General features: G+C 72.8%; 9 protein-coding genes. All 9 read left to right on the top strand.

From position 1 onward, the window contains the following. The first annotated feature begins 115 nt into the window (after positions 1–115). The 9 genes from ACIP4Y_RS19435 to ACIP4Y_RS19395 all read left to right on the top strand — a co-directional run bounded on the left by ACIP4Y_RS19435 (position 116) and on the right by ACIP4Y_RS19395 (position 12,419). Positions 116–247, top strand: coding sequence for a hypothetical protein (locus tag ACIP4Y_RS19435; protein WP_401394757.1), 132 nt, complete (start codon positions 116–118; stop codon positions 245–247). An 86-nt stretch (positions 248–333) separates the two neighbouring features. Further along, positions 334–2,307, top strand: coding sequence for an ABC transporter ATP-binding protein (locus ACIP4Y_RS19430; RefSeq protein WP_401394754.1), 1,974 nt, complete (start codon positions 334–336; stop codon positions 2,305–2,307). Between the two features lie 113 nt (positions 2,308–2,420). Beyond that, positions 2,421–3,356 (top strand): EamA family transporter, encoded by a 936-nt coding sequence (locus ACIP4Y_RS19425; protein WP_401394751.1) that lies wholly within the window; start codon positions 2,421–2,423, stop codon positions 3,354–3,356. A 162-nt stretch (positions 3,357–3,518) separates the two neighbouring features. Further along, on the top strand, positions 3,519–5,231 hold the full coding sequence (locus ACIP4Y_RS19420) for an NAD-dependent malic enzyme (protein ID WP_401394748.1): 1,713 nt from the start codon (positions 3,519–3,521) through the stop codon (positions 5,229–5,231). Positions 5,232–5,291: 60 nt separating this feature from the next. Continuing rightward, on the top strand, positions 5,292–6,086 hold the full coding sequence (locus ACIP4Y_RS19415; RefSeq protein WP_401394745.1) for a TIGR03084 family metal-binding protein: 795 nt from the start codon (positions 5,292–5,294) through the stop codon (positions 6,084–6,086). Next, positions 6,083–7,759 (top strand): acyclic terpene utilization AtuA family protein, encoded by a 1,677-nt coding sequence (locus ACIP4Y_RS19410; protein ID WP_401394742.1) that lies wholly within the window; start codon positions 6,083–6,085, stop codon positions 7,757–7,759. The genes ACIP4Y_RS19415 and ACIP4Y_RS19410 overlap by 4 nt, the downstream gene beginning before the upstream one ends. Continuing rightward, positions 7,756–9,354, top strand: a complete 1,599-nt coding sequence (locus ACIP4Y_RS19405; protein WP_401394739.1) for an acyl-CoA carboxylase subunit beta — start codon at positions 7,756–7,758, stop codon at positions 9,352–9,354. Before ACIP4Y_RS19410 ends, ACIP4Y_RS19405 begins: the two co-directional genes overlap by 4 nt. A gap of 8 nt (positions 9,355–9,362) precedes the next feature. Continuing rightward, positions 9,363–11,204 carry a biotin carboxylase N-terminal domain-containing protein gene (locus ACIP4Y_RS19400; RefSeq protein WP_401394736.1) on the top strand — a complete coding sequence of 614 codons (1,842 nt, stop codon included), beginning with the start codon at positions 9,363–9,365 and terminating at the stop codon, positions 11,202–11,204. 54 nt (positions 11,205–11,258) lie between these two features. Further along, complete coding sequence (locus ACIP4Y_RS19395) at positions 11,259–12,419, top strand: acyl-CoA dehydrogenase family protein (RefSeq protein WP_401394733.1); 1,161 nt, start codon at positions 11,259–11,261, stop codon at positions 12,417–12,419. Position 12,420 lies beyond the last annotated feature (1 nt).

Below are 12,420 nucleotides of genomic sequence, written 5' to 3'. Positions count from 1 at the left end.
GCACCCCCTTGCCAAAGGTACCGTTCCGGCTCCCGATCGGCGTGTAACTTCTTCGGTGTCGGGTTCCGGACGCGGAATTCCGCACCACAAGAACAGTGCGACATTAGGAGTCGGAATGAGCTTCAAGAAGCTTGCCCCGCTGCCCCCCAAGCCCAAGACGAAGCAGCTCCCCCCGCCGCCGAAGCCGAAGCCGAAGAAGCACGGCCCGAAGCCGCTGCCCAAGCCGCTGCCCGGCCGGGACCAGTGATCCGAGGCTGAACCGAAAGGGGTCGATGGTGCACCGTCGACCCCTTTTCCTCTTCCTGTGGGCAGGTGATTCGGAAAGGATTCCTGATGGCTGACGAGGGTGAAGAATTCGAGTCCGAAACACCCACCATTCCCGCCCGGACGGCGTTCCGCCGTTTCTGGCCGCTGACAAAGGGGCTCAGAAAATGGCTGCTGGTCGTCTGGCTGTGCACGGTGCTCGCCGCGCTCGCCGAGACCGAGGCCATCCTGCTGTTCAGCGAGCTGACCGACCACGCCCTGCAGAAGGGATCGCCGGCCGCGTTCTGGAGCCCCGCCGTGAAGTGGCTGGGCATCGCGGTGGCCGGCGCGCTCGTCGCGTACGCGGGCAACTCGCTGGCCGCGTGGGCCACCGAGCGGTTCGTGATGCGGCTGCGCGAGCACGTCTTCGACCACGTCCAGCAACTGCCCCCGCACTTCTTCCAGCGCCACCGCCAGGGCGACCTGCTCTCCCGGCTGACCAGCGACGTCGAAGCGATCGAGACCATGGTCGTATCCGGGCTGGTCGGCGCCGCCTCGGCGGCCTTCTCCGCCCTCTTCTACGCCGTCGCCGCGTTCTGGCTGCGCTGGGACCTGGCCGCCGCGACCTTCGTCCTCGCCCCCCTGTTCTGGCTGGCCGCCCGCCGTTTCTCCGGCTCCATCAAGGACGTCTCCCGCGAGGGCCGGGTCGCCGACGGCGCGATCACCTCCGTGGTGGAGGAGTCCCTCGGCAACATCGTGCTCACCCAGGCCTACGGCCGCCGGGACGCCGAGCGCCGCCGGCTGCACGAGGAGGCGAACGCCTGGTTCCGCGCCTCCGTCCGCTCCACCCGCCTGAACGAGGCCTACGAGCAGCTCGTCCAGGTCATCGAGACGGTCTGCGTGCTCGCCGTGATCGGCATCGGCACCTGGGAGATCTCCACCGGCCGGATGACCCTCGGCCAGCTCCTCGCCTTCGCCGCCTTCCTCGGCTACCTCTACCCACCCGTCCGCGGCCTCGCCCAGCTCGGCCTCACGGTCACCGCGGCCACGGCGGGCGCCGAGCGGCTCATCGAGATCCTCGACGTACGGCCGTCGGTCACCGACCCCCGGCGGGGCGCGGCGGTGGGCCGCCCGGACGGCACGGTGGAGGTGCGGGACGTCTGTTTCCGCTATCCCGGCGCCGACCGGACCGCCCTCGACGGCCTCTCCTTCGCCGTCCGCCCCGGCGAGCTGGTGATCATCACGGGCCCGAGCGGCGCGGGCAAGTCCACGGTGTCCAAGCTGCTGCTGCGCTTCTACGACCCGGATTCCGGGGACGTCCTCCTGGACGGCGTACCTCTGCGGGACTTCCCGCTGGCCCGGCTGCGTGAGTACGTCACCCTGCTCCCGCAGGAAACCCTGGTGCTGCACGACACCGTGCGCGCCAACATAGCCTGCGGCCGGCCCGGCGCCAGCGAGCAGGCGATCGAGGAGGCGGCCAAGGCGGCCGACGCCCACGACTTCATCTGCAGGCTGCCCGACGGTTACGACACCCGGGTCGACCCCCACTCGGCGCGGCTCTCCGGCGGCCAGCTCCAGCGCCTGGCCATCGCCCGCGCCCTCCTGCGCGACGCACCCGTCCTGGTCCTGGACGAGCCGACGACGGGCCTGGACGCGATGGCCGCCCGCCGCGTGGTCAAACCGCTGCGCCGTCTGATGGCCGGCCGGACGACGATCATGATCACGCACGACCTGAACCTCGCCCCCGACGCCGACCGCATCATCGTCGTGGACCGGGGCCGCATCGCGGAGACCGGCCGCCACGAGGAACTCCTCGCCCGGGGCGGTGCCTACGCCCGGTTGCACCGCTCGCAGAACAGCACGGTCCTCGACACCGGCGAGCTGCGCATGCCGCTGTGGGAGGAACGACAGCCACCGGCACCGGCACCCGCACCGGCGTACGAGTACGGGCAGGGGTACGGGCAAGGCCAGGAGTACGGACACGGGCTCGGGGGGCACGTGCCCTCGGTACTGCCGGACGGCCGTCCCCTGTTCCGGAACGAGGAGGCCTGGCCGGGCAGGTGAGCCCGGCATCCGGGACAGTCTCAAAAAGGGTTCACGCACCTGTCGAAGTCCATTACCCTGGACCTGGTAGTACATCGCGATGCACGAACCCGATCAAGCCACCAGGACCGCCCGTGACCGCCGCACCCAGCACCACATCGCCGTCCCGAGCCACCTCCGCCCCCGCCGGCGGAAAAGGCGGCCTCGGCTCGCTCGGACCGGTCGGGCTGGTGCTGGCCGGCGGCATCTCGGTGCAGTTCGGCGGCGCCCTGGCGGTCACCCTGATGCCCCGGGCCGGTGCGCTGGGGGTGGTGACCCTGCGCCTCGTCGCGGCGGCGATCGTCCTCCTGCTGTTCTGCCGGCCCGGGCTGCGCGGCCACTCCCGCACCGACTGGGGCACGGTGGTCGTCTTCGGTATCACCATGGGCGCGATGAACGGCCTGTTCTACGAGGCGGTGGCCCGCATCCCGCTGGGCCCGGCGGTCACCCTGGAGGTCCTGGGCCCGCTGACGCTCTCCGTCCTGGCCTCCCGCCGCGCGATCAACGCGCTGTGGGCCGGCCTGGCCCTCGCGGGCGTGTTCCTGCTCGGCGGCGGAGGCTTCGGCAACCTGGATCCGACAGGTGTCGCCCTCGCCCTGGGCGCCGGCGCCATGTGGGCGGCCTACATCATCTTCAGCGCCCGTACGGGCCGCCGCTTCCCGCAGGCCGACGGCCTGGCGCTGGCCATGGCCGTCGCCGCCCTCCTCTTCCTCCCCATCGGCATCGCCGACGCGGGCACCCGCCTGCTCGACCCCACCACCGCCGCCCTCGGCTCGGCGGTGGCCCTGCTCTCCTCGGTCCTGCCGTACACCCTCGAAATGCTGGCCCTGCGCCGCCTGCCGGCCTCCACCTTCGCCATCCTCATGAGCCTGGAACCCGCCCTCGCGGCCACGGCCGGCTTCCTCATCCTCGGCCAGTCCCTGTCCGCGACCGAGGCCGCCGCGATCGCCCTGGTCATCGCGGCGAGCATCGGCGCGGTACGGACCCAGGTGGGCCGGGGCAAGACCGCCGCAGCCCCCGTCAGCCCTTGACCGACTCCCCGCACGAGGAGACGTAGCCGCCTCCGGACGCTCCGGCGGCGACGCGCCAGGGCCCCGTGCACGGCTTCAGGCACCCACCGCCTCCCCTTACCGCGGGATGCAGTCGGAGCCGGGTTTGTGGAAACCCGGTCTGTCGACGGAAAGGCGGATCTCATGACCGATGCTCGTGACACCACCCCCAAGCCGCTGAAGATCACCACGCGCGGGCGGGCCGTGCTCGCCGACCCCCGGACCAACCGGGGCACGGCCTTCACCGAGGAGGAGCGGCGGGCCCTCGACCTCGTCGGGCTCGTTCCGCCCCGCGTGCTCACACAGGACGAGCAGGCCGAACGCGCCTACGGCCAGTTCCGGGAGCAGCCGAGCGACCTGGCCAAGAGCGTCCATCTGACCGCCCTGCACGACCGCAACGAGGCGCTGTTCTACCGGCTGGTCGGCGACCACCTCGAAGAGATGCTGCCCATCGTGTACACCCCCACCGTGGGCACGGCGATCCGCCGCTACAGCACGGAGTACCGCCGCCCGCGCGGCGTCTACCTCTCCGTGGACGCCCCCGACGACATCGAGCGCTCGCTGCGCGCGAGCGGCCTGGGCGCCGACGACGTCGACCTGATCGTGGCCACCGACGGCGAGGGCATCCTCGGGATCGGCGACTGGGGCGTGGGCGGTATCGACATCGCGGTCGGCAAGCTGGCCGTCTACACGGCCGCCGCCGGCATCGACCCGGGCCGCACCCTGCCCGTCATGCTCGACGTCGGCACCAACCGCAAGGAACTCCTCGACAACCCCCTCTACCTCGGCAACCGGCACCCGCGCGCCGACCGCGACGCCTACGACGCCTTCATCGACGCCTACGTCGCCGCCGCCACCCGGCTCTTCCCGAACGCCCTGCTGCACTGGGAGGACTTCGGCACCGCCAACGCCCGCCGCATCCTCGACCGCTACCGCGACCGGGTGTGCACCTTCAACGACGACATCCAGGGCACCGGCGCCGTCAACCTCGCCGCCGTCCTGTCCGGCGTCCGCGCCACCGGCACGCCCCTGCCCGAGCACCGGATCGTCGTCTTCGGTGCGGGCACCGCCGGGATCGGCGTGGCCGACCAGCTGCGCGACGCCCTGATCGCCGAGGGCCTGTCCGAGGACGAGGCGCTCGCCCGCTTCTGGTGCGTCGACCGGTACGGCCTGCTCACCGCCGACCAGGGCGACCGGCTCCGCGACGTCCAGAAGCCGTACGCCCGCCCGGCCGACGAGGTCGACGGCTGGCGCCGGGACGAGAGCCTGCCCGGCATCCCGCTGGACGAGGTGGTCCGCCGGGTCCGCCCGACCATCCTGATCGGCACCTCCGGCCAGGGCGGCGCGTTCACCGAGGACCTCGTCCGTGCCATGGCCGAGCACACCGAGCGGCCGATCATCCTGCCCATGTCCAACCCGACCGACCTCGCCGAGGCCACCCCCGCCGACCTGCTCGACTGGACCGACGGCAAGGCACTGGTCGCCACCGGCAGCCCGTTCGCGCCGGTCGAGCGGGACGGTACGACGTACGAGATCGGGCAGGCCAACAACGCGCTGGTCTTCCCCGGCCTCGGCCTGGGCGCGATCGTCGCCCGTGCCTCCCGGGTCACCGACCGCATGCTGCGCGCGGCGGCCGACGCGGTGGCCCGCCGCACCGGTGACACGGAGGTCGCGCGCGCCGACGCGCCGGTCCTCCCGCCGATCCGCGACCTGCGCGTCACCTCGGAGGCGGTCGCCGTGGCCGTGGCCCGCGCGGCGGTGGACGAGGGTGTCGCCCGGGCGGCCCCGGACGACATCGAGGCGGCGGTGCGGGCGGCCCGGTGGGAGCCGGTGTACCCGCCTGTGGAAGCGGTGTGACGGTCCGGAAATTATGCAAGCACGCTTGATTGTTTCTGGCGCCGCTGCCATGCTCCCCCCATGGCCGACCCGACGCCCGTCATCGACGACCTGCGTGCCGAGAGCGAGGAACTCGACCTGCTCGTGGCCGAGTTGCCCCCGGACCGGTGGACCCTGCCCACCCCGGCGCCCGGCTGGACCGTCGCCCACCAGATCGCGCACCTCGCCTGGACCGACCGCTCGGCCCTGCTCGCCGTCACCGACGCCGTTGCCTTCCAGGCGCTGGTGGAGAAGGCGCTCGCCGCCCCCGGCTCGTTCGTGGACGAGGGGGCGGAGGAGGGCGCCGCCCTCCCGCCCGCCGACCTGCTGGCGTCCTGGCGCGCCGGGCGCGCCGCCCTGGACGAGGCCCTGCGCGGCGCACCGCCCGGTGCCCGCTTCCCCTGGTACGGCCCGCCCATGTCCGCCGCCTCCATGGCCACCGCCCGCCTTATGGAGACCTGGGCCCACGCCCTGGACGTCGCCGACGCCCTGGGTGTGGTGCGCCCACCCACCGACCGCCTCCGGCATGTGGCCCGGCTCGGGGTGCGGACCCGTGACTTCGCCTTCGGCGTGCACGGACTCACCCCGCCGGCCGAGGAGTTCCGGGTGGAACTCGCCGCGCCGTCCGGCGAGGTGTGGGCGTACGGCCCGGAGGACGCCCCGCAACGCGTCACCGGCCCCGCCCTCGACTTCTGCCTCCTGGTCACCCAGCGCGCCCACCGCGGCGACCTCGCCCTGACGGCCGTGGGCCCGGACGCCGACCGCTGGCTCGGCATCGCCCAGGCCTTCGCGGGCCCGCCCGGCACCGGCCGCCCGCCGCGGGAGGCCGGCCGGTGAGGCCGCTGCGCATCGGCAACTTCTCCGGCTTCTACGGCGACCGTTCCGACGCCCTGCGCGAGATGCTCACCGGCGGCGAGGTGGACGTCCTCACCGGTGACTACCTCGCCGAACTCACCATGCTCATCCTCGGCCGCGACCGGCTGAAGGACCCGTCCGCCGGGTACGCCCGCACCTTCCTGCGCCAACTGGAGGACTGCCTCGGCCTGGCCCGGGAGCGCGGGGTGCGGATCGTCACCAACGCGGGCGGCCTCAACCCGGCCGGACTCGCCGAGCGGATCCGGGAGTCGGCGGACCGGCTCGGGATCCCGGTGCGGGTCGCGCACGTCGAGGGCGACGATCTGGCCGCCGCCCGTCCCGGCACCCTCGCCGCCCACGCCTACCTCGGCGGGTTCGGCATCGCCGCGTGCCTGCGGGCCGGCGCCGATGTGGTGATCACCGGCCGGGTGACCGACGCGGCCCTGGTCACCGGGCCCGCCGCAGCGCACTTCGGCTGGACGCCCACGGAGTACGACCGGCTCGCCGGTGCCGTCGTCGCCGGGCACGTGCTGGAGTGCGGGACCCAGGCGACCGGCGGGAACTACGCGTTCTTCGGCGAGGGGGACGTACGCCGTCCCGGCTTCCCGCTCGCCGAGATCCACGCCGACGGCAGCAGCGTGGTCACCAAGCACCCCGGCACCGGCGGCTTCGTGGACACGGGCACGGTCACCGCCCAGCTGCTGTACGAGACCGGCGGCGCCCGGTACGCCGGACCCGACGTCACCGCCCGGCTGGACACCGTACGGCTGCGCCGGGACGGGCCGGACCGGGTGCGGATCGAGGGGGTACGCGGGGAGGCGCCGCCGCCCGCCCTCAAGGTCGGGCTCAACCGGCTCGGCGGCTTCCGCAACGAGGTCGTCTTCGTCCTCACCGGACTCGACATCGAGGCCAAGGCGGCCCTGGTGCGCGAGCAGCTCGACGGCCACCTCGCCAAGTCGCCGCCGCAGGAGGTCCGGTGGGAGCTGGTGCGGACCGACCGGGCCGACGCGGACACCGAGGAGACGGCCAGCGCACTGCTGCGGCTCGTCGTCCGCGACCCGGACCAGCAGGTCGTGGGGCGCGCGCTGAGCGGGGCCGCCGTGGAACTGGCACTCGCCAGCTACCCGGGCTTCCATGTGCTTTCCCCACCGGGAAAGGGCGCCCCCTATGGGGTGTTCGAGGATGTGTACGTGCCCCATGGGGACGTGAACCATAGGGCCGTCCTCCACGACGGACGCCGTATTACTGTGCCGGCGCCCCAGGAGACGCGGTCCCTGGACGCCGTACCGCCTCCGCCCCTCCCGGAACCCCTCCCGCCCGGCCCGACCCGGCGGGCGCCCCTCGGGCTGGTCGCCGGGGCGCGCAGCGGGGACAAGGGCGGCAACGCCAACGTCGGGGTGTGGGCGCGGTCGGACGAGGCCTGGCGGTGGCTCGCGCACACGCTGACCACCGAGAGGTTCCGGCAGCTGCTGCCCGAGACCCGTGAGCTGCCCGTCACCCGCCACCCGCTGCCGAACCTGCGCGCCCTCAACTTCGTCGTCGAGGGCATCCTCGGCGCCGGCGTCGCCGCGCAGGCCCGCTTCGACCCGCAGGCCAAGGCCCTCGGCGAATGGCTGCGCTCCCGCCACCTGGACATCCCGGAGACCCTGCTGTGACGGTTCTGCAGACCGCTCTCGACCCCACCGGCCCCGACTACCAGGCCCACCGCGCGGCCATGCTCGCCAAGCTCGCCGAGCTGGAGGCCGAACACGCCAAGGCGCTCGCGGGCGGCGGCGAGAAGTACGTCGCCCGGCACCGGGGGCGCGGCAAACTGCTCGCCCGCGAGCGCATCGAGCTGCTGCTGGACCCCGACACCCCGTTCCTGGAGCTGTCCCCGCTGGCCGCCTGGGGCAGCGACTACCCCGTCGGCGCCTCTCTCGTCACCGGGATCGGCATGGTCGAGGGCGTGGAGTGCCTGATCACCGCCAACGACCCGACCGTACGCGGCGGCGCCAGCAACCCCTGGAGCCTGAAGAAGGCCCTGCGCGCCAACGACATCGCGCTCGCCAACCGGCTGCCCTGCATCAGCCTGGTGGAGTCGGGAGGCGCCGATCTGCCCTCCCAGAAGGAGATCTTCATCCCCGGCGGCGCCATCTTCCGCGATCTGACCCGGCTCTCCGCCGCCGGCATCCCGACGATCGCCGTCGTCTTCGGCAACTCCACCGCCGGCGGCGCCTACATCCCCGGCATGTCCGACCACGTGATCATGGTCAAGGAGCGGGCGAAGGTGTTCCTCGGCGGACCGCCGCTGGTGAAGATGGCCACCGGCGAGGACAGCGACGACGAGTCCCTCGGCGGCGCCGAGATGCACGCGCGCGTGTCCGGCCTCGCCGACTACTTCGCCGTGGACGAGCCCGACGCGCTGCGCCGGGCCCGCCGCGTCGTGGCCCGCCTCAACCACCGCAAGGCCCACCCGGACCCCGGCCCGGCCGAGCCGCCCCGGTACGACCCGGAGGAGCTGCTCGGCATCGTCCCGGGCGACCTGAAGATCCCGTTCGACCCGCGCGAAGTCATCGCCCGGATCGTGGACGGCTCCGACTTCGACGAGTTCAAACCGCTGTACGGCACGAGCCTGGTGACCGGCTGGGCCGCCCTGCACGGCTACCCGGTCGGGGTGCTGGCCAACGCCCAAGGGGTCCTCTTCAGCGCGGAGTCGCAGAAGGCCGCCCAGTTCATCCAGCTCGCCAACCAGCGCGACATCCCGCTGCTCTTCCTGCACAACACCACCGGCTACATGGTCGGCAAGGAGTACGAGCAGGGCGGGATCATCAAACACGGCGCGATGATGATCAACGCGGTCAGCAACAGCCGGGTGCCGCACCTGTCGGTCCTCATGGGTGCGTCGTACGGCGCCGGGCACTACGGCATGTGCGGCCGGGCCTACGACCCCCGCTTCCTGTTCGCCTGGCCCAGCGCCAAGTCCGCCGTCATGGGCCCGCAGCAGCTCGCCGGCGTGCTGTCGATCGTCGCCCGGCAGTCGGCGGCGGCGAAGGGACAGCCGTACGACGAGGACGCGGACGCGGCCCTGCGCGCCATGGTGGAGCAGCAGATCGAGTCCGAGTCGCTGCCCATGTTCCTGTCCGGGCGGCTGTACGACGACGGCGTCATCGACCCGCGCGACACCCGCACCGTCCTCGGCCTGTGCCTCTCCGCCCTGCACACCGCGCCCTACGAGGGCGCGCGCGGCGGCTTCGGCGTCTTCCGGATGTGAGGGATCACATGATTTCCAGTGTGCTCGTCGCCAACCGGGGCGAGATCGCCTGCCGCATCTTCCGCACCTGCGCCGACCTCGGCATCCGCACGGTCGCCGTGCACTCCGACGCCGACGAGAACGCGCTCCACGCGCGCGTGGCCGACACGGCGGTACGGCTGCCGGGCGCGGCACCCGCCGAGACCTACCTGCGCGGCGACCTGATCGTGAAGGCGGCCCTCGCCGCCGGCGCCGACGCCGTGCACCCCGGGTACGGCTTCCTCTCCGAGAACCCCGGTTTCGCCCGCGCCGTCCTCGACGCCGGCCTGGTCTGGATCGGGCCGCCCCCGCAGGCCATCGAGGCCATGGCGTCCAAGACCCGCGCCAAGCAACTGCTCGGCATCGAGCCCCTGCACGAGGTGACCGAGGCCGACCTGCCCGTGCTGGTGAAGGCGGCGGCGGGCGGCGGCGGGCGCGGGATGCGGATCGTGCGCCGCCTGGAGGAGCTGCCGGCCGCGCTGGAGGGCGCGCGCGCCGAGGCCGCGAGCGCCTTCGGCGACGGCGAGGTGTTCGTGGAGCCCTACCTCGAACACGGCCGCCATGTGGAGGTGCAGATCCTCGCCGACACCCACGGCACCGTCTGGCCGCTCGGCACCCGCGACTGCTCCCTCCAGCGCCGCCACCAGAAGGTGATCGAGGAGGCGCCGGCGCCCGGACTCACCCCGGCGCTCGCGGACGAGCTGCGCACGCTGGCCGTACGCGCCGCCCGCGCCGTCTCCTACACCGGCGCCGGCACCGTCGAGTTCCTGGTCGCCGACGGCCGTGCCCACTTCCTGGAGATGAACACCCGCCTCCAGGTGGAACACCCCGTCACCGAGGCCGTGTTCGGCCTCGACCTGGTCGCGGAACAGATCCGGATCGCCGAGGGCCACGCCCTGGGGACCGAACCCCCACACGCGCGGGGCCACGCGATCGAGGCCCGCCTCTACGCCGAGGACCCCGCCCGCGACTGGGCCCCCCAGACCGGCACCCTGCACCGCCTCGCCGTACCGGCCGGGGTCCGCCTGGACACCGGCTACACCGACGGCGACACCATCGGCGTCCACTACGACCCGATGCTCGCCAAGGTCGTCGCGCACGCCCCCACGCGCGCGGAGGCGGTCCGCAGGCTCGCCGGCGCCCTGGAGTCCGCAGCGATCCACGGCCCGGTCACCAACCGGGACCTGCTGGTGCGCTCCCTGCGGCACGCGGAGTTCACGGCCGCCCGCATGGACACCGGCTTCTACGACCGCCACCTCGGCGAACTCACCGAGCCCGCCGCCGACCCCCACGCACCGCTGGCCGCCGCCCTCGCCGACGCCCACGGCCGCTCCCGCTTCGGCGGCTGGCGCAACGTTCCCGCACAGCCGCAGGTGAAGCGGTACGAGATGGCGGGGGAGGAGCACGAGGTCCGCTACCGGCACACGCGCGACGGCCTCGCGGCGGACGGGGTCCGGATCGTCCACGCCGACGCGCGTCTCGTCGTCCTCGAAGTCGACGGCGTGCAGCGCAAGTTCGAGGTGGCCCGGTACGGCGACCAGGTCCACGTGGGCGCCACCCGCCTCACCGCCCTGCCTCGCTTCCCCGACCCGACGTCCCAGCTCGCTCCCGGTTCGCTGGTGGCCCCGATGCCGGGCACGGTGGTCAAGATCGCCGAGGGTCTGACGGAAGGGGCAGCGGTTCAGGCGGGTCAGGGACTCATCTGGCTGGAGGCGATGAAGATGCAGCACCAGATCTCGGCCCCGGCCAGCGGAATCCTCACCGCCCTGCACGCCGAGCCGGGCCGGCAGGTGGAGCCGGGCATGTTGCTGGCGGTGGTGCGAACACCCTAGGGCGCGGGGAACTGCGCGCCCAGCCACGGATCACCCGCAGCCCGAAGGAGTCCGATGACCACCCACACCGAAAACGAAGAACACAAGGCCCTGCGGTCCGCAGTGGCCGCCCTCGGCAAGCGCTACGGCCGCGACTACCTCACCCGCACCGTCGCCGAGGGCAAGCCCCCCACCGAGCTCTGGAGCGAGGCGGGAAAACTCGGCTACCTCGGCGTCAACCTCCCCGAGCAGTACGGAGGAGGCGGCGGCGGTATCGCCGAACTGTCCATCGTCCTCGAAGAGCTGGGCGCCGCAGGCTCCCCCCTCCTGATGCTTGTCGTCTCACCGGCGATCTGCGGCACAGTGATCGCCCGCTTCGGCACCGAGGACCAGAAAACCCGTTGGCTGCCCGCGCTGGCGGACGGCACCCGCCTCATGGCCTTCGGCATCACCGAACCCGACGCCGGCTCCAACAGCCACCGCATCACCACCACGGCCCGCCGGGACGGCACCGACTGGCTGCTCACCGGCCGCAAGGTGTTCATCTCCGGGGTCGACATGGCCGACGCCGTCCTGATCGTCGGCCGTACCGAAGACGCCCGCACCGGCAGCCTCAAGCCCTGCCTGTTCATCGTGCCGACGGACGCCGAAGGCTTCCAGAAGCGGCCCATCGACATGGAACTGAGCGCCGCGGAGAAACAGTTCGAGCTGGTCCTGGACGACGTACGGCTGCCCGCCGACGCGCTCGTCGGCGACGAGGACGCGGGGCTCCTCCAGCTCTTCGCGGGGCTCAACCCCGAGCGGATCATGACCGCCGCGTTCGCCATCGGCATGGGCCGCTACGCGCTCGCCAAGGCCGTCGAGTACGCCCGCGACCGCACGGTGTGGAAGGCCCCCATCGGCGCCCACCAGGCCATCGCGCACCCCCTCGCGCAGGCCCACATCGACCTGGAACTGGCCCGGCTGATGACGCGGAAAGCGGCACACCTCTACGACTCCGGCGACGACATCGGCGCGGGCGAGGCCGCCAACATGGCCAAGTACGCGGCCGCGGAGGCCTGCGTGAAGGCCGTCGACCAGGCCGTGCACACCCTCGGCGGCAACGGGCTCACCCGGGAATTCGGGCTCGCCTCGCTGATAACGGCCGCACGCGTGGCTCGTATTGCTCCGGTGAGCCGGGAGATGATTCTCAACTACGTCTCCCACCAGACCCTGGGCCTGCCCAAGTCCTACTGAG

The organism is Streptomyces sp. NPDC088810 (genome assembly GCF_044750305.1).
Classification (GTDB): domain Bacteria; phylum Actinomycetota; class Actinomycetes; order Streptomycetales; family Streptomycetaceae; genus Streptomyces.
This window is presented reverse-complemented; position numbering and strand designations above follow the sequence as displayed.

What these genes read in the sequence shown, in the direction of transcription:
- ACIP4Y_RS19435 (WP_401394757.1), top strand. Translation starts at nt 116, where the DNA reads ATGAGCTTCAAGAAGCTTGCCCCGCTGCCCCCCAAGCCCAAGACGAAG.
- ACIP4Y_RS19430 (WP_401394754.1), top strand. Translation starts at nt 334, where the DNA reads ATGGCTGACGAGGGTGAAGAATTCGAGTCCGAAACACCCACCATTCCC.
- ACIP4Y_RS19420 (WP_401394748.1), top strand. Translation starts at nt 3,519, where the DNA reads ATGACCGATGCTCGTGACACCACCCCCAAGCCGCTGAAGATCACCACG.
- ACIP4Y_RS19415 (WP_401394745.1), top strand. Translation starts at nt 5,292, where the DNA reads ATGGCCGACCCGACGCCCGTCATCGACGACCTGCGTGCCGAGAGCGAG.
- ACIP4Y_RS19400 (WP_401394736.1), top strand. Translation starts at nt 9,363, where the DNA reads ATGATTTCCAGTGTGCTCGTCGCCAACCGGGGCGAGATCGCCTGCCGC.
- ACIP4Y_RS19395 (WP_401394733.1), top strand. Translation starts at nt 11,259, where the DNA reads ATGACCACCCACACCGAAAACGAAGAACACAAGGCCCTGCGGTCCGCA.